Here is a 20,298-nt window from a genome sequence, read left to right on the forward strand (position 1 = left end):
GGGAGATGGATCGCGCGGGCTACGGAGAGGTCGAGCCGACGAATGCGGTGAAGGCGCGTGTCGGCACCGTGCTCTTCATGGCGATCTTCCTGTTCTTCTGGATCTCCATCAATCCATTCGTGGATCTGACGGGCGAGGCGGTGCTGGACCCTTCCGCCGGCAATTCCAACCGGCTGAACCAGATCATCTCGCTCCTGCTTTTCACCGGCATGCTCGGCTACGGCCTGGTGCACCCATTGCGGGAAGCGATCCTGCAGCCGCGCGCCCTGCTGGCGATCCTCTTTTCCTGGTTCATCTTCGTTTCGCTGGTTTCGGCGCATCCGATGCTCGGCATCAAGGGTGCGATCCTCGCGTTGATGGTCACCGTCAATGCCAGCGTCTACCTGTTGTTGCCCGCCTCGGAACGCCACTTCGCCAAGATGCTCGGCATCGGCATCCTCATCATGCTCGCCGTCGCCTATTACGGCATCGTCTTCAAGCCGCAGCTCGCGATCCATCAGGCGTCAGAACTGCGCGAGCCGATGAATGCCGGCCTGTGGCGCGGCCACTTTCCCCACAAGAACAGCGCCGCGGCCGCCATGGTGATCGCAGCCTTCATCGGCCTTTACGTCATGAACACCTGGTCGAGGTTTGCCGGGATCGTCATCGTCGCGCTGTCTTTCGTCTTCCTCGTCAACACCGGGGGCAAAACGTCGACCGCGATGCTGCCGGCCATTCTGCTGCTCGCGCTCATATTCGAGAAGGTGCGCTTTCTTCGTATCCCGATTGCCGTCGGTGGCGTCGGTCTTTTCAATCTCTTCGCGGTGGGCTCCGCCGTTTTCGCCCCGCTCGGCGATTTCATCAGCGGGCTCGGCATCGATGCGACCTTTACCAATCGCGCCGATATCTGGCGCTTCGCCTTCGGCGCGCTCGCCGAACAGCCTCTCACAGGCTATGGCTTCAAGGCCTTCTGGCAGACGGAAGAACTGGTCTATAGCGGCGGCTCGGTCGAGACCTGGGCCGTCGCTGCCGCCAACGGTCACAATTCCTATCTCGACATTGCCCTGATGACGGGCTTCCCGGGCCTTGCCCTGACCCTGATCTGGATCCTTTTCCTGCCGCTTAGAAAGATCGCCCGCATTGCTCCGGAGCGCGAGCATTCGCATCTGACGAGGCTGTTCGTACGCATATGGCTCTACACGATCTTCAACGCCGGCCTCGAAAGTCTCTTCTTCGAGGGGGGGAGCCTTCTGTGGTTTACGTTCATGGTCGCACTCTATGGACTGTCGTTGCAGTCGAGCGCGGAACTGGCGGCTGCTCCTGCACGCGCTCGCCAGGGGAGGGTAGCGCATGCTTGAGAAGCTGAGTGGGTTCGGTCCGCTTGTCGACAGGCTGGCGAACCGGGCGATCTGGAAGCTGGCTGGAGCCCGGCGCGAGTTGGAGACGAAGGTTCCGCTCGTCTCCTTCACCTTCGACGATGTCCCCGACAGCGCGCTTGGCGCGGGCGCAGCCATCCTCGAGAAGTATGGAGTCCGCGGCACCTTCTATATAGCGGGCGGGCTTGCCGGGCAGGTGGAGCCGGATCGGAGCCTGATCACGCCCGAAGGGTGCAGCGAGTTGCTCGCGCGCGGACACGAAATCGGCTGTCACACCTTCGCCCACCGAAGATTGCGCGAAATTGCCGGGCTCGGCGCCGATCTCGACCGCAATGCCGAATACCTGAAGCATGTCGGCGTTTCTCCCGCTGCATCGAATTTTGCTTTCCCCTACAACGCTGCCTGGCCGTCGGCACGGGCCGAGCTCCGCCGCCGCTACCGAACCTGCCGGGCAGGGGGCGAGGATATCAATCGCGGTGCCGTCGACCCGATGATGCTCAACGGCGTCGAGATCCGCCAGCCGGAGGATGGGGCGCGCGCGCTGACGCGCTGGATAGACGATGTCGCCGAGCGTCCCGGCTGGCTGATCTTCTTCACTCACGATATCGCCGCGCAGCCCACAAACTACGGCTGCACCCCCGACACCTTCGATCATCTGGTCCGCTACGCCGTCGAAAAGGGATGCTGCATCCTTCCCGTCGACAGCGCCGCCGACCGGATCGGCTGGTAAGGAGGCTCTGGTGACCGGGAAGCGCCTTCTTGCGATCAACAACTATTTCTACCGCCGCGGCGGAGCGGAGGCGGTCTTCTTCGACCATATGAGCATGTTCGGCGAGATCGGCTGGGACATCGTTCCCTTCGCCATGCAGCACGAACTCAACGAATCCTCGCCCTGGTCGGATTATTTCGTTTCGGAGATAGAATACGGCCGCCGCACTGGTCTCCTGCGCAAGGCCGTCCAGGCGGCGAGCGTCATCTATTCGCTCGAGGCGCAGCGCAATCTCGGCAGGCTCATCGACCGCGCCCGCCCTTCGGTCGCCCATGCGCACAATGTCTATCATCACCTGTCGCCGGCGATCTTCTCGACCCTGAAAGCCGCCGGCATTCCGGTTGTGATGACGGTCCACGACCTGAAGCTCGCCTGCCCCTCCTACAAGATGCTGCGGGACGGCCGGGTATGCGAGGACTGTCGCGGCGGTAGGGTCTACAATGTCCTGCGCCATCGCTGCGTCAAGGGTTCGGCCCCTCTGAGCGCGGTGGTGCTCGCGGAAACGGTGCTGCACCGCTTGCTCGGGCTCTACCGCGACAAGGTGGACCGGCTGGTCGTGCCAAGCCGCTTCTATCTGGAAAAGCTCGCCGAATGGGGCTGGCCCCGCGAGAAGATGGTTCACATCCCCAATTTCGTCGATGTCACGGCTCTTTCCGGTGATTGGCAGGAGGGCGATTATTTTGCCTTTGCCGGCCGCTTGGCGCCGGAAAAGGGCCTCGCGACCCTGATCAGTGCGGCGGCTCTGTCGAACCAGCGGCTGGTCATCGCCGGCACCGGTCCGGAGGAGCAGACCCTTCGCAGCCTCGCAGCCGAGCTCAAGGCGGACGTGACCTTCGCCGGCTATCTCTCGGGCGAGAAGCTGCACAGGCTGATCGGCGAGTCCCGCGCGCTCGTGCTGCCCTCGGAATGGTACGAAAACGCCCCCATCAGCGTGCTTGAAACCTACGCGCTCCAGCGCCCGGTGATCGGCGCGGCGATCGGGGGGATTCCGGAAATGGTCAAGGAAGGCGAGACCGGTCTGCTTGCGGCTCCAGGAGATGCCGAGGACCTCGCCAGGGCCCTGCGCGAAATGGCCGCCCTTTCGCCCGCGGAACGCGCCCGCATGGGGGTGGCCGCCCGGTCCTGGGTCGCGAGCGAATTCTCCGCCGCCGCCTACCGCGAGAGGACGCTCGATCTCTACGGGGCGATCGGCGTGGCCTGAGGCTTATCATCCGATCCTCATTCCTGTGCTCGTCACAGGAATCCAGCCAGCCCAAGTCCTTGGGCTGACAGATCCTTCCGCGCCGCAGACACGGCGCTGCTGAATCCCTGTGACAAGTGTTTAGCCCGCAGCCGGCGGGAACCTACATTCCGCCGTCGCGGGCCGGCAAGACGGCCAAAACCCACCATTTGCCGCCGGCCTATTGGGAGACGCTGGAAGAAGTCAGCTTCCGAACCCCCGAGGACAAGGGCAAGCGGATACCGCAGGAGCGGCTTGTGGCCGAGGCGCTGAACCTGCTTTTCGCGAAATACAATTTTCCGGTCGTTCGAGAGGGTGGCGAGTAGCGGGCACACATGACGCGTACATTAGCTGCATGTAAGCGTTGTTAGACTGATCCTTGCCAAAAAATAGCAACTGCTGGTATATTGCGCTTCAAACAAGGAGACTGTCATGGCTGCTAGAAGCACATCTATTTCCCTTGGCGATCACTTCGCCGGTTTCATCGACAGCCAGGTGCAAACCGGCCGCTACGGCTCCGCCAGCGACGTTGTGCGGGCTGGACTTCGGCTTTTGGAAGAACACGAGGCGAAGGTAAGGGCGCTGGAAGCGGCTTTGATCGAGGGCGAAGAATCCGGCGAGCCAGAGCCATTCGACAACGAAGCGTTCAAAGCCGAAATGCGCGCCGAATATGGCGACTGAACGGCCTTTCCGGCTCGCTCCTGCCGCCAAGGCCGACCTTCGGAAGATATGGCGCTACACGGCTCGCCGCTGGTCTCTGGAACAGGCGGAGACCTACCAAGACCAGCTTTATACTGCATTTGAGGGACTGGCCGCAGGGACGAAGAAAGGCCGCAATGTCGATGTGCGGCCGGGTTATCTCAAATACCCGGCAGGAGCGCGCATCGTCTATTTTCGGGATCGCGGCGACCGGATCGACATCATCCGCATCCTGCATGGCCGGATGGACGCCCAACGGCATTTGTAGAGAAGCGGCCGGCCGCGCGAAGCGTCGAAGTAGGGCAGGGTATCATGTTTACCTGTCAGCATGTAATCATCCGCCCCGGCCCCCCATGCCCGATGCGCATCGCGCACCGCAAGCACCTCGGCCTCTACCGTATCGTTACAACGCATCGGGCTTATATGCGGGCGCCATGAGCGATCCGCCAACTCCCGGTCGCCGGCTTCCCACCGCGCCAGCCATTTATAGCCGGTATCCGGGCTGATCCCGAACCGTCGGCACAATTCCCGCCGGTCCACACCCTCCTCAAGCGCAAGTCGCACAAACTCCCGCCGCTCTCCCATCGTCGATACCCCTCGCCACGGCATGGAATACCCCCTTCGAAGCCAAATCCATGCCAGTATGACGTGTCAGCCATCTCCCCGAACACCCGTCAGTTATGTCCCCGGGCTAAACAACAAGCACAGGGACGACGGAGGCATGCATCCGTCCAGGCCATTTCGCAAACGCCGCCCATCGCCGTCTGATTTTCGGTCAGACCTCTACGAATCTAATGACCTTCTTACCGGGATGGTAAGTGTTCTGCTCGTAAAAGATGCGAACTGGGTTATCGCTGGGGCGCAACAACCATGAGCAGAGCGTCGGGAGTTTCCCGAGATCGACCTTCGGCAGGGCCGGATGCCCCGGCAATGCCGGGCGGCGCAACCGCGAGCATGCCTGCAAGCGTCTATCGTGAACTGCCGATCGAGCGCCGCCGCGTGATGATGCTCGGGCTTCGTGGCATTCCGAACGTTCAGGGCGGCGTCGAAAAGCACGTGGAGATGCTCGCAGGCAGGTTGATCGCGCATGGTTGGGATGTCGAGGTGGTCGGACGCCGGCGCTATCTTGCGGTTCCTGCGCCGCATTCCTGGAATGGAATTGGCGTCACTCCCCTGTGGTCTCCACGTATGATGGCGCTCGAGGCCATCGTCCATACCTTCCTCGGTGTATGCTATGCGGCGCTGCGGCGCCCGGATATCCTGCACATCCACGCCGTCGGCCCGGCGCTCCTGGTACCGCTCGCCCGGCTGATGCGCCTGAACGTCGTCGTGACCCACCACGGCTACGACTACGACCGACAGAAATGGGGGGCTTTCGCCAGAAGGATGTTGCGGGCGGGTGAACGCATGGGCATGCGGCTCGCGCAAGGTCGCATCGCAATCTCCAGGGATATCGCCGACACGATGGGCGAACGCTATCGCGTACCGGTGTCTTTGGTGCCGAATGGCGTCACCGTTTCGCGCTCCAGCAGCGAAACCGGCATTCTCGGCGAATTCCGTCTGACGCGACGGCGCTATATCCTGCTTGCGGCGCGGCTTGTTCCGGAGAAGCGGCAGATCGATCTCATCCAGGCATATGCAAAACTTGGAAATAGCGGATTCGATCTCGTGCTTGCGGGCGGTGCGGAATTCGCGGGCGTCTACGAAGAGGAGGTACGGGCGCTGGCCAACCGCGTGCCGGGCGTCGTCCTGACGGGGTTCCAGACCGGCGATCGCCTGGCGGAACTCTTCGCCAATGCGGCGCTCTTCGTGCTGCCGTCGAGCCACGAAGGCATGCCGATCGCGCTTCTGGAGGCGATGGCCCATGGCCTCCCGGTTCTGGCAAGCGACATCGTTGCCAACCGGCAGCTCGGCCTGCCCGCCGGCGATTATTTTCCGCTGGGGAACGTCGACGCGCTTTCCTCTGCCATCGCCGAAAAGATCGCCAATCCCCCCGACGAACAAGAGGTGCTCGCGCAGGCCGAGCGCGTCGAAGCCGTCTATAGCTGGTCGAGCGTGGCACTGAAGACGCTAGACGTTTACCGGGCCGTGCCGAAATGAATGTCCGGCGCATCGCATCCGTTCTTGCGTGGCTCCTTCTTGGCGTCATTGCCTATTCGACCCTCTCTCCGCTCGATCTGCGCCCGCACATGGGCAGCTCGGTGCAGGTTGAACGGTTCGGGGCATTCGGGCTGACGGGTCTCATGTTCGCGATCGCCTATCCCCGGCACGTGCTCGCCGTTCTGGCGGCTATGCTCGCGGCGGCAATCGGGCTGGAACTCACGCAGATGCTCGCCGCCGACCGCCATGCCCGGTTGATAGACCTTGCGGTCAAAATGGCGGGGGCCGGCTGCGGTGTCGGCGCCGGCTGGCTGCTTGTCCGCCTTTGGCACCGGTTCCAGCCGAAAATCGCGGGCATGAACCAAAGCGCAAACTACCGCGGATAGATTTTCGCTGCACGATTTTGGGGGGCTCTCTTGACCATATCCATCATCATCAAGACATTGAATGAAGAGAAGCGGATTGCCGCAACCGTCGAGAGCGCGCTTGCGGCGCTTCAGGACACGGGCGGCGAGGTCATCATCGCCGATAGCGGCTCCTGCGACCGCACGGTCGAGATCGCCTCGCAATACCCCGTCATCATCGCACAGATCGCCCCGCCCGCGCGACCGAGCTGCGGCATCGGCCCGCAGCTCGGCTTCCAGCATTCCCGCCATGATTACGTCTGTCTCATCGACGGCGACATGCTGCTCGACGCTGCCTTCCTCAAAGACGCCGTCCGCTTCCTGGCTGACCATCCGACCATGGCGGGCGTTACCGGACATGTGGAGGAGATGCACATCTCGAATCTCGAATTCGCGCGCCGCGTCAGCCGCAATGCGCCCGAGAACCGGACGGGTCCGATCGACCGCATGAACGGCGGCGGGCTCTACAGGCGTAGTGCCATCGAGGACGTCGGCTACCTCTCGGACCGCAACCTGCACGGCTACGAGGAATTCGACCTCGGCATTCGCCTCAGAAGTGCCGGCTGGAGGCTTTACCGGCTCGACCGCCGTTTCGTCCAGCACTTCGGCCACACGGTCAATTCCTACCGGCTGCTCGTTCGCCGCTGGAAGACCAAATATCTCTACGGGATCGGCGAGCTACTGCGCGCTTCTCTCGGCAAGCCCTATTTCTTTCAGCTTCTGCAGGAACTGCCGGAGCTGAAACTCTGGGGTCTCGTCCATCTCTGGTGGCTCGCCTGTCTCGGCCTGATCCTGCTGCTGCCTGATACGCTCCTGGCCCTCGCCGCCGTCTGCGCGAGTTTCGCGGTCGCCGTTCTCGCCGTCAGCTTCCGAAAGGGCGGCCTCAGCATGGGTCTCTATACGGTCGTCGCCTGGTTCTTCCATGCGGCGGCCCTTCCTGTAGGCTTCCTCCGAAGCCGGCGGCTGCCTGCCGAGCCGATCGAAAGCACGATCCTCGGAAAGCCTCCTCTCGGGGAATCCTCTCTCGGTGAACCGGCCCTCGGAAAGACGGCATGAGGAGGCGATCGCTCGCGGCGGCGCTGCTTTGCATCTGGCTTGCCCCGGCCACAAGTGCCTCCGAATGGGTGCCGGTTCGCGAGGTCTCGCTCGAAGTCCGCGCCGGCAGTCCGCTCGATTTCTCGTCCTTGCTGCCGAACGCTTCGATCGACGCGGATAGCCGCCTCGTCGCAGGTCCGGATGGCCGGCTGGCCTTTGCCGGGGCGCCGGAACAGCCGGTCAGAATGCTATGCGCGTCGCTCGCCTGGAGCCCGGCTTCGGGCGGTTTTCCGGACCATGACGGCGCCGAGCGCTATGCCCGCCAGCTTGCGATGCACGGATACAACATCGCCCGGCTGCATTTTGTCGATGCCAGCCTGATGTTCGGCAGGCAGAGGGATTTCGATTTCGATCCGGAGACGCTGGATCGCATCCATTACCTGCTGGCGGCGCTGAAGCGCAACGGCATCTACTGGATCATCGACGGGCTCTCGTCGCCGCGCGGCGCCTATGGCGGCCATGACGACCGATGGGACGCCAACGGCGATCTCAAGCTCCGGCTGCATCTCGACGAAGAAGCGGTTGCGCACTGGAGCAAGCTGCAGGAGAAGTTTCTCGCGAGCGTCAATCCCTATACGGGGACGGCGACCATCCGTGACGACGCGCTCGCGCTGGTGATCCTTGCCAATGAAAACGGCATCGAATTCGACAGCGTCGTGCATGAGCGGCCCGAAAGGCCCGCCTATGACGAGGCGCTGGCGAAACCCTTTAACCGCTGGCTTTCGGCCCGCTACGGATCGACGGATGCGCTCGCGAGCGCCTGGGGAGATCTCCGTGCCGACGAGCGGGTCGAAACGGCATCGGTGAGGCTTCCCGCCAACCGCTACGCCGACGGTCCGCGCACGCGCGATCTTCAGGCCTTCTTCGTCGAGACCGAGCGCGCTTCTGCCGCACGCATGAGCGAGGTCCTGCGCGGTCTCGGTTATCGCGGCCTGATCAGCACCTACAATAATTGGCCGACGGTGCAGACCGCACTCAGCCGGCGCGATCTCGGCGCCGTGACGATGAACACCTATCACGATTGGGTCGGCGGCTATTCGCCGGGCAGCGCCCTGACGCAGGTGAGTTCGCTTGCCGACGGCGCCAACTACATGCGCATGATCGCCGCGGCGCGGTGGCTCGGAAAGCCGTTCATCGTCAGCGAATACGACCATCTCTTCTGGAACCGCTATCGCTACGAGGCAGGGCTGACAATGCCGGCCTACGCTGCACTCCAGGGCTGGGACGTGCTTTGCCGTCACGGCCACGGGCCGATCGCGCTCGCCTATGCCGAACCCTTTCCGCACAAGAAGGCGATGCTACCCTATGCGATTGCGCTCGATCCCGTGGCGCGCGCCGGCGAGACGCTCGGCGCACTCGTCTTTCGCCGCGGCGACGTGGCGACCTCCGCCATTACGATCCCCTTCGCCGTTCGCGGCGAGGAGGATCTCGGCGAGGACATGCAGGCCCGCGAGCCGGAGCGATTGACCGATCTGGCGCTGGTCGGGCGCATCGGCTTGCTTCCGGCAGACCGGTTCGATGGAGAAACCGCCATCACGCAACCACGCGACCGGGACGCCGGAACGATCCTTGCCGCACTCCGCGACGAACACATGCTCGCGGCCGAAAACCGCACCGATATCGCAAGCGGATTTTACGAGAGCGATACGGGACAGGTCCTCCTTGACCGCCGGGCAGGGCAGCTCCGCGTTTCGACGCCCGCTACGGAAGCTGCTGCCTTCTCCTCTCTGCGTGAGCCGATCGATCTCGGTCTCATGCGCATCGGACAGGCGGACGGGAACGGCCTCGTGGCGCTTTCGGCCATCGACCCGGAAGGCAAACTTTCTGAAAGCCGGCGCCTGCTCCTGATCCTTGCAACCGATGCGCAGAACACCGGCATGATCTTTCGCGACAGCGAAGAGAAGGTGATCGAGGATTTCGGCGCGCTGCCGGTGAGAATTCGGAAGGGCTATGTCGATCTCGAACTGTCGCGAACCGCTGCCAGATGGAGCGTGTCGCCGGTCGGCCTCGACGGCACCGTTTATCCGCCGGTCGACAGCGGCAGCGGGCGCGTTGCTTTCCGTCTCTCGAACGACACGCCCTACGGGCCGACCACCTATTTCCTCTTGGAGATGTAGGTTCAGTCGGGGACGTTCCGATCTTGTCCGATGGTTTGCGCCTGCTGGCCGGTGGCGGGCTTGACGCTTTCAGCGCTCTCCGTTGCAGCATGCGGCGCCTCGCCGGCCGCATGCGACGACAGGCCGGCGAGCTTGTGGCCCCTCTCGCGCAGCCACTGGAACACGACATAGAGCGCCGGAATGATGAAGATCCCGAGGAGCGAAGCGGCGAGCATGCCGCCGGCAACGCCCGTGCCGACCGCGCGGCGGCTGAGCATGCCGGCGCCATCGGCTGTGACGAGCGGGATCAGCCCGACGATGAAGGCGAAGCTGGTCATCATCACCGCGCGGAAACGGGTGCGCGCGCCCTCGACCGCGGCATCGACGATGGTCGCGCCTTTCTCCCGCTGGAATTTTGCGAATTCGACGATCAGGATCGCGTTCTTTGAGGCGAGCGCGATCAAGACGACGAGGCCGATCTGGGCATAGATGTCGAAGGAGAGACCGGCAACCAGCACCGCCACGAGAGCACCGGCCACCCCGACGGACACCGAAAGCAGAACCGGTATGGGGATCGTCCAGCTTTCGTAAAGCGCCACGAGGAAGAGATAGGCGAAGAGCAGGGCCAATGCCAGGATCACCGTCGTCTGGCCGGCGGCCTCGAGCTCCTGCAGCGCCGTTCCCGTCCACTCGAAGCTGTAGCCCGGCGGCAGAGTCGCGGCGGAGACTTGTTCCATAGCGGCCAGCGCCTGGCCCGAGGAGATGCCGGGCGCCGGCTGCCCGTTGAGTGTGATCGAGCGGTAGTTGTTGTAGCGCACGATCGACTGCGGCCCGACGATGTAGTCCACGAGCGCGACCGAGGCCACGGGGACCATATCGCCCGCGGCGTTGCGTACATGCAGCCGGGAGATGTCGTCGACCGCATCGCGATCCGCTTCGGCCGCCTGCATCGTGACTTTCCAGCTCCGGCCGAAAAGATTGAAGTCGTTGACGTAATAGGATCCGAGCGTGCCCTGCAGCGTTGCGAAAAGATCGCTCACAGAGACCCCGAGCGCTTGCAGGCGATCGCGGTCGAGATCGAGATAGAGCTGCGGCGAACTCGCCGAATAGGTGCTGAAGGTGGGTCCGAGCTGTGGGTTCTGATTGGCCGCGACCATCAGCCCGCCCGCCGTCGCGGCAAGCTCTGCCGGCGACCGGCCCTGCAGGTCGAGCAACTGATATTCGAAGCCCGAGCCTGTGCCGAGACCGATGATGGGCGGCAGGTTGAAGGCGAAGACCTGGGCATTGCGAATTGCCGCGCCCTTGACCATTACGGTGCCGATCGCGGCATCGACGGAGGCGGATTCGTCCTGGCGTTCGGCGAAGGGCTTCATCGTGACGATCGCGAAGGCACTGCTCGATTTGGCAATGCCGTCGAGGAAACTGTAGCCGGTGACGGTGGTGACGTTCGCCACGCCCTCGATGCCGCCGAGCATGGTTTCGACCTCGCGGACCACGGCGTCCGTCCGGTTGAAGGAGGCACCTTCCGGAAGGCGGATCTCCGCAAAGAATGCGCCCTGATCCTCGCTTGGCAGGAAGCCCGTGGGGACGATCCGGAACAGCCAGCCGCTGGCGCCGATGGCGACCGCCAGGAGGATCACGCCGATGATTGCTCTGCGCGCAATGCTTCCGGCGACATGGGCATAGCCATTGCGGGTGCGGTCGATGCCGCGCGAGATCCAGCCCAGGATGCCGCGTTTCGGGCCGTGATGCGGTTTCAGGAGGATTGCGCAAAGCGCCGGGCTGAGGGTCAGCGCATGATCGCGGAAATGACCATCGATACCGAGACGGCGACGGCGAATTGCTGGAAGAGCTGCCCGCTGAGGCCCGGAATGAAGGCAACCGGTACGAAGACCGAAAGCAGGACGAGCGTGATGGCGACGATCGCCCCGGTGATTTCGCCCATCGCCAGGCGCGCGGCCTGCGCCGCGCTCATGCCGGGATTTTCCTCCATCACCCGCTCGACATTTTCCACGACGACGATCGCGTCGTCGACGACGATGCCGATCGCGAGCACCAGCGCCAGAAGCGAGACCGTGTTCAGCGAAAAGCCCATCGCCAGGATAACGGCAAAGGTGCCGACGAGCGCCACCGGAACGGCGATGAGCGGGATCAGCGCGGCGCGCCAATTGCCGAGAAAGAGGAAGACGACGATGATGACGAGAGCAAAGGCCTCGAAGAGCGTATGCTCGACATTCTCCACGCTCGCCTGCACGAAATCGGATGTGTCGTAGGAGACCGTATAGGTGAGCCCCTCCGGGAAGGCCGCGGCGAGGCGGTCCATCGCCTGCTGCACGCCCTCGGTGGCGGCGAGCGCATTGGCGCCCGGCGCCTGATAGGTCCCGATCATCGCGACCGGCTTGCCGTTGATGCGGGCGGTGGAGTCGGCGCTCACCGAACCCAGCTCGACGCGCGCGACGTCGCGAATGCGGACGAACGAGCCGTCCGGCTCGGCCCGGAGCACGACGTCTTCGAACTGGGCGGGGTCGGTCAGCCGCCCCTGTGTCTGGATGTTCAACTGGAACAGCGGGTCGTCCGTCATCGGCTGGGCGCCGATGCGGCCGATCGCGGCCTGGACGTTCTGCGTCTTCAGTGCGTTGATCACGTCCGTCGGCGTCAGTCCCAGATTGGTCAGCCGGTCGATGTCGAGGACGACCCGCATCGAATAGTCCTGTGCGCCGAACAGCGTTGCATCGCCGACGCCGGGCACGCGCTTGATCGTGTCGAGCACGTTGATCGTCGCGTAGTTCGAGAGGAACAGATTGTCGAATTCGTCATTCTCGCCGTGAATGGCGATCACCTGCATCAGCGAAGAGGATCTCTTCTGGACGCTGACGCCGCTCTGCTTGACTTCGGCCGGCAGCACCGGCTCGGCGAGCGCGACGCGGTTCTGTACGTTGACGGTGGCAATGTCCGGATCGGTGCCGACGGCGAAGGTGACGGTCAGAGAGTAGGTCCCGTCGGCGCCGCTCGTCGATTTCATGTAGAGCATGTTGTCGACGCCGACGACCTTGCTCTCGAGCGGCTGGGCGACCGTTGCCTCGACCACGTCCGCGCCTGCGCCGGGATAGCTCGCCGTGACGCTGACCTGCGGCGGGACGATGTCGGGAAACTGCGCGATCGGCAGTCTCGTCAGGGCGATCAGCCCGGCGAGCGTCAGCACGATGGAAATGACCGCGGCAAAGCGCGGGCGATCGATGAAGATTTCGGAGATCATCGGCTCAGCCACCCGTCGTCGTTGCGGCTACAGCGTCGACCACGATCCCCGGCCGCACCTTGCCCACGCCCTCCGTTATGACGTTCTCGCCCTCCTTCAGCCCCTTGGCGACGACGGCCTGGCCGCGGCTGGAGCGGCTGACGTCGACGCGGCGAAGCTCGACCTTGGAATTGGCGTCGACCACCATGACGAAGGCGCCCTGCTGGTCGCGCTGGACCGCCTGCTGTGGCACGGCCAGCACGTCCTGCGGATCGGACTGCTCGAGAACGACCCTGACGAGCGTGCCGTCGAGAAGGGTCCCGCCGGGATTGGGAAACTCGGCGCGAACCGTAACGGTGTCGGTCCCTTGCGAGACCGTGCTCGCGACGAAGTCTATCGTGCCTTTCTCCGGGTAGTCGGTGCCGTTCGGAAGCGTGATGCTGACATTGGCGCCGCTCGACATCTCACCCTTTTCGACGCGCTCGCGGTAGGAGAAATAAAGAGAGGTCGCGACGGGAAACTCGACATAGATCGGGTCGAGGCGCGTCAGCGTCACCAGCGATCCGCTGTCCGGCGCGACGAGGGCGCCGACATCGACCGTGGTCAGGCCGACGACGCCATCGAACGGCGCGAGGATCTTCGTGTAGGAAAGATTGAGTTCGGCATTCTGCTTGCTGCCCTTGAGGCGCAGGATATCGGCCTCGGCCTTTTTCACCTGTGCGTTCGCAGTGTCGAGCGTCGCCTGCGCAACCGTATTGGTGGCGATCAACCGCTGGGCACGGTCACGTTCGAGAACGGCAAGGTCCCGTTGAGCCTCCGCTGCCGCGATCGAACCGTCGATCTCCTGCAGGGCGGCGCGATAGGCGCCGTCTTCCACCTGGTAAAGCACGGTTCCGGCCGAGACCTTCTGCCCATCCTCGAAATTGACCTTCTCGAGGAAGCCGGACACACGGGCGCGGATGTCGACCTTCTGAACTGCAACGACCTTGCCCGTCAGATCCACGCTTTCGCGCAGGTCCATGATCGCGGCCGGCGCCACGGTGACGGCTGGAGGGGGCTGCTGCGCATAAGCGTTTCCCGCGACGATGCCGATGGTCGTGAGCAGCCCGCATGAAAGAGCCGCAGCCAGAACTCTCGAAACGCGCATGCAATGCTCCCCTGAACGGCTTGTGTGGGACCCGCATCGACCGAGTGGGATCTCAGCACTTTCCTCGATTCAAGTCACGCCGCAATTCAAGCGGCGCAACTTCAAATTGCTCCTGTTTTTCATGCTAGCCGCGCAGTGGCGAATTGGAAAGGAGATTGTGTCCGCAAATCAGTCGGCTAGGACGCTTCCACGGTTCATCGGAGCCGGTTGCAGGCGCGCTCACGATTTGAGGTTGATCCGACCTAAAACCGGCGCGGTCTACAGGACGAAGTAGCCCTTCTGCAGCGTGACGGCGTCATCCAGATGTATGGCGAGGTCCGCTTTCCTGTCGCCGTTCACGTCGCCGTAGATGTAGGTGTCGGAGACATCCCGGACGTAACGCAACTCGCCCTTCTTACCGCCGAAGGCGGCAGTACTGGCGAAGAGAAACGCCTGATCGCCGGCGATCGACGTGTTGGCATCGATCGCGGAAAGATCGATCCGGTCGGATTTCGGCGTAAAATTGAAAACAGTGTCGCGTCCGGATGCTGCGACGGTCGAATCCGAGAGCGCCTTGAACACGAAGCTGTCGGTTCCACTGCCCCCGTTCAAACGGTCCGCCCCCGCGCCCGCGTAAATCAGGTCGTTGCCGTTCTCACCGAAGATCTGGTCGTTGCCCTTTCCGCCGTAGAGCCTGTCGGAACCGGAGCCGCCGTAGAGCACGTCATTGCCCGTATCGCCGTTCAGCGTGTCGTTGCCAGCATAACCCCACAGCACATTGGCGGCTTGATTGCCGGTGATCGCGTCGCCGGCCGAGCCGCCCTTGACGTTTTCGATCAGAGAGCGCGTGTCGCCACGGTAGAGCAGCGCATTGAAGACGTTTCCGGCGGCAAAGCCGCCGTTCGGGCCGCCGTCGACCCAGGCGAGTTGGTCGATGCTGAAGGTCGAAGCCTTGCCGGGCCTGAGATCGACCTTGAGAGCGGTCGTATAGGCCGTCAGATCGTAGGTGTCCTTGCCGCCGCCGTCCCATATGGTTGCGAAGATGCGGTTGGCGCCCGGCGAGATTCCGACGGCTCCATTGACGAAAGTGGCGCCGCTGCCGGGCGTCCACTTGTAGACCGTGTTGCCGCTATTGGTCGTGAAGTCGGCACCGTACATCTCCTGCAGCGCGGCAATGTCGCCCATCATGAAGGTCTGCGGTGCACCGAACTGCTCGTAGGAATAACTCCCGCCGGTGTCGGCACCGACATATGCCCTATAGGACAGGACGGAATATTCGATGGAATCGTACTGAGCGGGTGTGGCACCGTAGACGTCCGACTCGTGGCCGTGCTTCAGCCCGAGCGCATGACCGAGTTCGTGCAGGTGCGTGTGCCATGCATAGTTCCCGGCGACCGGCTTGCGATAGTCGTCCGCCGTGCCGGCATAGGCTGTGCCGAACCAGATGTCTCCTGCTGCCGCATGAAGCGCAGGGAGGTAGGCATAGGAGGTCTCCGCCAGCGCCGTCTGCGCAAAGCGGATTGTCGCGGTACCGGCGCTTCCCGGCGCGAAGCTGGCATTGGTGAAGCCCTCGACGGAAAAGCCGTCATTGGCCGCCGGGCCGAAGGATTGCTCCATGGCGAACAGGGCCGCATTTTTCTGTGCCGCCGATACCGAGGTAAAGCCGAAGTACTTTTCAAATCCGTAGGCGTAGCTTTTGGCCAAAGTCGGAAAAGAATAGGTAATCGTTCCGGCCCAGGCAACTCCCGTCAGCAGCGAATCGACAACGCTGTTTCCGGTTGCTTTGGCGAACTTAAGGGACTTACCAGTGCCGCTCATTCAGGATTCCCGCTATTGTTGTGTCGACTGATTAGCAATTATCGCCGACACTGGCTACTGTTGTTAATGTAACCAGATCGATAGGATTGGAGCGGTCCGTGACATTTCACAAAGCGGTGCAGTTGCTTGCCCTGGGATTTTTGGCAATGTCTTCGCCTGCCGCGCAAGGCGCGATGAAGCCAAGCGGAGCGGAAATGCAAAAGCCACCCGACTATGAGCGGGCCGTGAGATCGGAATTCGAGGCAGTACGGGCGGAAAATACCGTGCAAGCCTACGAACGCTTCATCCGCCGTCATCCCGGCCATCCCCTCATTGGAGATGCCCGTAAGGCGATATCGCGTCTGCAGGGGCGGTGAGGCGGGCCGGACGGAAAACCCTTCCTGGAAGCGCTCAGATCGTTTCTTCGTTCTCTTTTGCCCTGAGCAACATGCCGAACAGGTCGCGCGGATCGTCGGGATCGGCGATCATGTCGAGATTCTGGTAGAAATCCGTTCCGGGAAGGCGGGCTCGCACGTAGCGGAGCGCCGAGAAATCCTCGATGGCGAAGCCGACGCTGTCGAAGAGGGTGATCTGGCGGGCATCGCGGCGGCCCTGCGCCTCGCCGGTGACGACCTTCCAGAGTTCGGTGACCGGAAAGTCCGGCGCCATCTGCTGGATCTCACCCTCGATGCGGGTCTGTGGCGGGTATTCGACGAAGACGTCCGAGCGCTTCAGGATATCGCGATGCAATTCCGTTTTGCCGGGGCAATCGCCGCCGATTGCGTTGATGTGGACGCCGGCGCCGACCATGTTGTCGGTGAGGATCGTGGCGAACTGCTTGTCGGCCGTACAGGTGGTAACGATCTCGGCGCCTTCGATCGCTTCCTGGGCGGACCTGCACGACAGGATCTTGAGGCCGGAACCGTCGAGGTTGCGGGCGGCCTTCTCCGTTGCCCGAGGGTCGATATCGTAGAGCCGGATGGTGTCGATGCCGCAGACGGCCTTCATCGCCAGCGCCTGGAACTCGGCCTGGGCGCCGTTGCCGATCATCGCCATCGTGCGCGCACCCTTCGGTGCCAGGTGCCGTGCGGCCATCGCCGAGGTTGCGGCGGTTCTGAGCGCCGTCAGTATCGTCATCTCGGTAAGCAGTGCGGGATAGCCTGTCGAAACCTCGGCGAGCAGCCCGAAGGCGGTCACCGTCTGCAGCCCCTCGGCGGTGTTCTTCGGGTGGCCGTTGACATATTTGAAGCTGTAGACCCTGCCGTCGGAGGTCGGCATCAGTTCGATGACGCCGTCGCGCGAATGGCTGGCAACGCGCGGGGTCTTGTCGAAGCTCTCCCAGCGGCGGAAATCCGCCTCGATGGTGTCCGTGAGCTCTGCCAGAACCGTCTCGATGCCCAGGTGATGAACGAGGCGCATCATGTTGTCGACGCTGACGAAGGGCACCATGGCCTTGGCTGAAGGGAGCGGGGAGAACATGGAGGTTCCTCTTGGCGGCTTGCTGTATTCCAGGACAGGGTAGCGATTGAGCGCGCTGGTCGAAAGCGCAAAGATGTGCTATTTTCGGCACCGAACCGAGCAATTTGTCCAGTCGGATTGTGCAATATGAGCAGAACAGGAGTTGGCGATTCAGCAGTTGCAAAATACACCCCAGATGATCTGGACCGCCGGATCATTGCGCATCTGCGCGCTGATGGGCGGGCATCGCTTTCCAAACTTTCCGACGCGCTGGGCGTGGCGCGCGGCACCGTGCAAAATCGCCTGGACCGCCTGCTCGAGACCGGGACGCTTCTCGGGTTCACGGTGCGCGTCAGGGAAGACTACGACGTCAACACGGTTCATGCGGTGATGATGATCGAGGTTGTGGGGAAGTCCACGACGCAGGTGGTTCGCAAACTGCGCGGCATGCCCGAGATCTTTACGCTGCACACCACCAACGGCAACTGGGATCTGGTCGCCAACATACGGGCGGCCAATCTCTCCGAATTCGACCGGATCCTGCGCGAGGTGCGGATGATCGACGGCGTCGCCAACAGCGAGACCAGCCTCCTGTTGAGCAGCGTCTGACCGGCAGCAGCCGCGTAGGGGCAGATCGGGACGATTGAAAGCCGTGCCCATCCCCGTTAGGTTGCGCCCGCATTCAATGAAGGTTTTCGTGGGGGTTGGCTTGGCGGGCCGTCGAACTTGTTTTCTGTTGGCCTGTGTTCTCATGACGCCGGCGGCTGCCCGGGCGGAATGGCAGGCGGTCGAAAAGATCAAGACTTACGCGATCACCGGGCAGTCCGGACCGGAGCTCTACGCTTCCATCGGCGAACGAGGACCGCAGGTGGGCGGCCTCGGGCGCGCGATCGCCCATACGAGCTTCAAACTCACCTGGAGGCGGAAATACGAGGAGCGAGACGGGGCCTGCGTGCTCGCGTCGGCGCTGCCGAAGCTCACCATCACCTATACGCTGCCGGAGCTTGCCGGAAAGCTGCCGGCCGGGATCGAGACGCACTGGCAGACCTTCATCGCCGGCGTGAAAAAGCATGAACTGGTCCATGGCGACTTCATCAAGGAGATGGTGAGCGCCATCGAGGCCGCCACCGTGGGCCTCACCGTTGCCGACGATCCCCAATGCCGCAAGATCAAGTCCGAAATGACGAAGCGGCTCGGCGAAATCTCCCGCGCGCAAAGACAAAAGAGCCGCGACTTCGACAAGGCCGAGCTCAGCGACGGCGGCAATGTTCACCAGCTCATCCTCAATCTCGTGAATGGCGGCTGATGCGCGTGGCAAATCCGTTCGAGGCGGCGCGCTTGAGGCTTTGGCCGAAAGGCAACACTTCTGCGCAAAAGCAAGATGTTGTCGAGCCTGCCTCTGAATTGTCTCAATGCAACGAAAACGTGAGCCCGCCTGAGTGGCAGGCATAGCGGCACGAAATCTTTCCGTGCAGCTGACATTACTGAATTTGTTTCGGACGATCGGCCGGGGTTTCTGCCGATGATGAGCCGAAAAGGAGAAGATGCATGAAGAAGACTCTCGCCATGGCGTTTTCCGCGGTCACGATCGCGTTTGCCGCCGCGGGCGCCAATGCGGCCGATCTGACCTATCAGGAGCCGGCGCCGCCGCCGGCGGTGCAGGACGCGCGCGGCGGTGTGAAGATCGGCTATCTGGAATGCGACATCGGCGGCGGCGCCGGCTACGTGCTCGGTTCGTCCAAAGAGGTCGAGTGCGCCTTCCGGTCGCTGGGCGGCGATGTGATCGAGGATCGCTACACGGGAGAAATTCGCAAACTCGGGATCGACGTGGGTTTCACGATGCGCAGCCGGTTGATCTGGGCCGTGTTCGCGCCGACGGCAGGCTACCACCATGGTTCTCTGAGCGGTATCTATAAGGGCGCGAGCGCCGAGGCGACGCTCGGTGCGGGTGTGGGCGCCAATGTCCTCGTCGGCGGCACCTCCGGCTCGATCCACCTCCAGACGGTCAGCGTCACCGGCCAGCTCGGTCTCAACGTCGCGGCCGCGGGTACGTCGATGACCCTCAACTCCGCGAATTGATGTCTTCGCCGGCGCGGCCGTCACGCCGCGCCGGGACCGATCTCCTCGCCGACCTCCCCAAAATCACCAGCATACCCACCGTCATGGCCGCGAGACCGTACCAGGTGACGGCATAAACGAGGTGATTGTTGGGAAAGACGACGCGCGTCAGTCCGCCGACGGGAAGCCGGCCGCGATTCGGGCTGGCATCCGCGTCGACGAAGTAGGGCGCGACCTCGGAGAGGCCACGCGCCGCAGCGATCGCACCCACGTCGCGCGAATACCAACGGTTTTCCCCGGGCCTGTTCGACTGCAGGAGCGAGCCGTTAGGCTCGTCCATGCGCATGAGGCCGGTGACCTTCGCTTCGCCCTCGATCTGGCCTTCCCGCCGCGTCGATGCCTCACGCCTCTCCGTCGGTACGAAGCCGCGGTTCACGAGCACCGTCGTCCCATCGGCAGCCGCAAGGGGCGTCACAACCCAATAGCCGGCGCCGCGTTCGGTTGCGGCATAGACCAGCGTTTCCTTATCGTTGAGGAAGCGGCCCTGGAGAGCGACGTGCCGGTATTCGTCTCGCGCGGCGTTGACGTTCGGCCAGTCGTTGCGGGGCGGCACAGGCATGGGTGCCGCGTGGACGCGCTCCTCGACCCGGGCGATCAGGTCGAGCTTCCAGGAGAGGCGCTTGAGCTGCCACGTGCCGAGCGCAGCAAAAGCCGCGATGAGCAGGAGGCCGAGGATGCTGAGGATCGCAAGCGAGAGCCGGGAGTGCGGGCTGGACGTGAGTTCGATGTCGCTCATGACGTTCCTGCTTCGAAGCGGAACCAATATGATCGAGGCTTGCGCCCCCCTCATCCGGCTGCCGCCACCTTCTCCCCGCGTGCGGGGAGAG

General features: G+C 63.3%; 18 protein-coding genes and 2 pseudogenes. 14 read left to right on the plus strand and 6 right to left on the minus strand.

The window, feature by feature from the left end:
• Positions 1–5: 5 nt before the first annotated feature.
• The 6 genes from M1D34_RS18585 to M1D34_RS18610 all read left to right on the plus strand — a co-directional run bounded on the left by M1D34_RS18585 (position 6) and on the right by M1D34_RS18610 (position 4,310).
• Positions 6–1,337 carry an O-antigen ligase family protein gene (locus M1D34_RS18585; protein ID WP_013850393.1) on the plus strand — a complete coding sequence of 444 codons (1,332 nt, stop codon included), beginning with the start codon at positions 6–8 and terminating at the stop codon, positions 1,335–1,337.
• Positions 1,330–2,085 carry a polysaccharide deacetylase family protein gene (locus tag M1D34_RS18590; RefSeq protein ID WP_498783536.1) on the plus strand — a complete coding sequence of 252 codons (756 nt, stop codon included), beginning with the start codon at positions 1,330–1,332 and terminating at the stop codon, positions 2,083–2,085. The genes M1D34_RS18585 and M1D34_RS18590 overlap by 8 nt, the downstream gene beginning before the upstream one ends.
• A 10-nt stretch (positions 2,086–2,095) precedes the next feature.
• The gene (locus tag M1D34_RS18595; protein WP_498783538.1) at positions 2,096–3,325 is read left to right on the plus strand and encodes a glycosyltransferase family 4 protein; all 1,230 of its coding nucleotides are present in this window, start codon (positions 2,096–2,098) and stop codon (positions 3,323–3,325) included.
• 116 nt (positions 3,326–3,441) lie between these two features.
• Positions 3,442–3,669, plus strand: a complete 228-nt coding sequence (locus tag M1D34_RS18600) for a hypothetical protein (protein WP_017277565.1) — start codon at positions 3,442–3,444, stop codon at positions 3,667–3,669.
• Positions 3,670–3,775: 106 nt separating this feature from the next.
• The gene (locus M1D34_RS18605) at positions 3,776–4,024 is read left to right on the plus strand and encodes a type II toxin-antitoxin system ParD family antitoxin (RefSeq protein ID WP_003527850.1); all 249 of its coding nucleotides are present in this window, start codon (positions 3,776–3,778) and stop codon (positions 4,022–4,024) included.
• A complete protein-coding gene (locus M1D34_RS18610) occupies positions 4,014–4,310 on the plus strand; it encodes a type II toxin-antitoxin system RelE/ParE family toxin (protein WP_498783541.1) in 297 nt (98 codons plus the stop codon). The genes M1D34_RS18605 and M1D34_RS18610 overlap by 11 nt, the downstream gene beginning before the upstream one ends.
• Before the next feature lie 77 nt (positions 4,311–4,387).
• Here the strand turns inward: M1D34_RS18610 and M1D34_RS18615 are convergent.
• Positions 4,388–4,651 (minus strand): annotated as a pseudogene (locus M1D34_RS18615) (helix-turn-helix domain-containing protein); the annotation flags it as partial.
• Between the two features lie 321 nt (positions 4,652–4,972).
• Here M1D34_RS18615 and M1D34_RS18620 point away from each other — a divergent pair.
• From M1D34_RS18620 to M1D34_RS18635, 4 genes are read left to right on the plus strand one after another with little or no spacing between them, the layout of a single operon-like run.
• The gene (locus M1D34_RS18620) at positions 4,973–6,142 is read left to right on the plus strand and encodes a glycosyltransferase family 4 protein (protein ID WP_498783543.1); all 1,170 of its coding nucleotides are present in this window, start codon (positions 4,973–4,975) and stop codon (positions 6,140–6,142) included.
• Positions 6,139–6,528, plus strand: a complete 390-nt coding sequence (locus M1D34_RS18625; protein ID WP_498783545.1) for a VanZ family protein — start codon at positions 6,139–6,141, stop codon at positions 6,526–6,528. The genes M1D34_RS18620 and M1D34_RS18625 overlap by 4 nt, the downstream gene beginning before the upstream one ends.
• Positions 6,529–6,558: 30 nt before the next feature.
• Entirely contained in the window at positions 6,559–7,602 is a 1,044-nt protein-coding gene (locus M1D34_RS18630; protein ID WP_498783547.1) for a glycosyltransferase family 2 protein, read from the plus strand.
• Positions 7,599–9,758 (plus strand): glycoside hydrolase, encoded by a 2,160-nt coding sequence (locus tag M1D34_RS18635; protein ID WP_498783549.1) that lies wholly within the window; start codon positions 7,599–7,601, stop codon positions 9,756–9,758. Before M1D34_RS18630 ends, M1D34_RS18635 begins: the two co-directional genes overlap by 4 nt.
• A 2-nt stretch (positions 9,759–9,760) precedes the next feature.
• On the opposite strand, the pseudogene M1D34_RS18640 reads toward M1D34_RS18635, so the two are convergent.
• The 3 genes and pseudogenes from M1D34_RS18640 to M1D34_RS18650 form a co-directional block, all read right to left on the minus strand.
• Positions 9,761–12,993: pseudogene (locus M1D34_RS18640) on the minus strand (efflux RND transporter permease subunit).
• Between the two features lie 4 nt (positions 12,994–12,997).
• Entirely contained in the window at positions 12,998–14,119 is a 1,122-nt protein-coding gene (locus M1D34_RS18645; protein ID WP_017272458.1) for an efflux RND transporter periplasmic adaptor subunit, read from the minus strand.
• Positions 14,120–14,377: 258 nt separating this feature from the next.
• On the minus strand, positions 14,378–15,916 hold the full coding sequence (locus tag M1D34_RS18650) for a M10 family metallopeptidase C-terminal domain-containing protein (RefSeq protein ID WP_498783551.1): 1,539 nt from the start codon (positions 15,914–15,916) through the stop codon (positions 14,378–14,380).
• Positions 15,917–16,110: 194 nt separating this feature from the next.
• On the opposite strand from M1D34_RS18650, the gene M1D34_RS18655 reads away from it, so the two are divergent.
• Positions 16,111–16,272 (plus strand): hypothetical protein, encoded by a 162-nt coding sequence (locus M1D34_RS18655; RefSeq protein ID WP_015242839.1) that lies wholly within the window; start codon positions 16,111–16,113, stop codon positions 16,270–16,272.
• Between the two features lie 34 nt (positions 16,273–16,306).
• Here M1D34_RS18655 and ocd read toward each other — a convergent pair whose 3' ends face one another.
• A complete protein-coding gene (gene ocd, locus M1D34_RS18660) occupies positions 16,307–17,374 on the minus strand; it encodes an ornithine cyclodeaminase (protein ID WP_003526315.1) in 1,068 nt (355 codons plus the stop codon).
• A gap of 126 nt (positions 17,375–17,500) precedes the next feature.
• Here ocd and M1D34_RS18665 point away from each other — a divergent pair, with 126 nt between their 5' ends.
• The 3 genes from M1D34_RS18665 (at position 17,501) to M1D34_RS18675 (ending at position 19,432) form a co-directional block, all read left to right on the plus strand.
• Positions 17,501–17,962 carry an Lrp/AsnC family transcriptional regulator gene (locus M1D34_RS18665; RefSeq protein WP_010976141.1) on the plus strand — a complete coding sequence of 154 codons (462 nt, stop codon included), beginning with the start codon at positions 17,501–17,503 and terminating at the stop codon, positions 17,960–17,962.
• A gap of 76 nt (positions 17,963–18,038) precedes the next feature.
• Entirely contained in the window at positions 18,039–18,659 is a 621-nt protein-coding gene (locus tag M1D34_RS18670) for a DUF922 domain-containing Zn-dependent protease (RefSeq protein ID WP_013850403.1), read from the plus strand.
• 242 nt (positions 18,660–18,901) lie between these two features.
• On the plus strand, positions 18,902–19,432 hold the full coding sequence (locus tag M1D34_RS18675) for a DUF992 domain-containing protein (RefSeq protein ID WP_015242843.1): 531 nt from the start codon (positions 18,902–18,904) through the stop codon (positions 19,430–19,432).
• Here the strand turns inward: M1D34_RS18675 and M1D34_RS18680 are convergent.
• Positions 19,416–20,207, minus strand: a complete 792-nt coding sequence (locus M1D34_RS18680; RefSeq protein ID WP_498783555.1) for an SURF1 family protein — start codon at positions 20,205–20,207, stop codon at positions 19,416–19,418. The two genes, M1D34_RS18675 and M1D34_RS18680, sit on opposite strands and share 17 nt — an antisense overlap.
• Positions 20,208–20,298: the final 91 nt, after the last annotated feature.

The sequence above is a fragment of the Ensifer sp. D2-11 genome (genome assembly GCF_054161295.1).

What these genes read in the sequence shown, in the direction of transcription:
- M1D34_RS18585 (WP_013850393.1), top strand. Translation starts at nt 6, where the DNA reads ATGGATCGCGCGGGCTACGGAGAGGTCGAGCCGACGAATGCGGTGAAG.
- M1D34_RS18590 (WP_498783536.1), top strand. Translation starts at nt 1,330, where the DNA reads ATGCTTGAGAAGCTGAGTGGGTTCGGTCCGCTTGTCGACAGGCTGGCG.
- M1D34_RS18605 (WP_003527850.1), top strand. Translation starts at nt 3,776, where the DNA reads ATGGCTGCTAGAAGCACATCTATTTCCCTTGGCGATCACTTCGCCGGT.
- M1D34_RS18610 (WP_498783541.1), top strand. Translation starts at nt 4,014, where the DNA reads ATGGCGACTGAACGGCCTTTCCGGCTCGCTCCTGCCGCCAAGGCCGAC.
- M1D34_RS18620 (WP_498783543.1), top strand. Translation starts at nt 4,973, where the DNA reads ATGCCGGGCGGCGCAACCGCGAGCATGCCTGCAAGCGTCTATCGTGAA.
- M1D34_RS18625 (WP_498783545.1), top strand. Translation starts at nt 6,139, where the DNA reads ATGAATGTCCGGCGCATCGCATCCGTTCTTGCGTGGCTCCTTCTTGGC.
- M1D34_RS18635 (WP_498783549.1), top strand. Translation starts at nt 7,599, where the DNA reads ATGAGGAGGCGATCGCTCGCGGCGGCGCTGCTTTGCATCTGGCTTGCC.
- M1D34_RS18645 (WP_017272458.1), bottom strand. Translation starts at nt 14,119, where the DNA reads ATGCGCGTTTCGAGAGTTCTGGCTGCGGCTCTTTCATGCGGGCTGCTC.
- M1D34_RS18650 (WP_498783551.1), bottom strand. Translation starts at nt 15,916, where the DNA reads ATGAGCGGCACTGGTAAGTCCCTTAAGTTCGCCAAAGCAACCGGAAAC.
- M1D34_RS18655 (WP_015242839.1), top strand. Translation starts at nt 16,111, where the DNA reads ATGCAAAAGCCACCCGACTATGAGCGGGCCGTGAGATCGGAATTCGAG.
- ocd (WP_003526315.1), bottom strand. Translation starts at nt 17,374, where the DNA reads ATGTTCTCCCCGCTCCCTTCAGCCAAGGCCATGGTGCCCTTCGTCAGC.
- M1D34_RS18665 (WP_010976141.1), top strand. Translation starts at nt 17,501, where the DNA reads ATGAGCAGAACAGGAGTTGGCGATTCAGCAGTTGCAAAATACACCCCA.
- M1D34_RS18670 (WP_013850403.1), top strand. Translation starts at nt 18,039, where the DNA reads ATGAAGGTTTTCGTGGGGGTTGGCTTGGCGGGCCGTCGAACTTGTTTT.
- M1D34_RS18675 (WP_015242843.1), top strand. Translation starts at nt 18,902, where the DNA reads ATGAAGAAGACTCTCGCCATGGCGTTTTCCGCGGTCACGATCGCGTTT.
- M1D34_RS18680 (WP_498783555.1), bottom strand. Translation starts at nt 20,207, where the DNA reads ATGAGCGACATCGAACTCACGTCCAGCCCGCACTCCCGGCTCTCGCTT.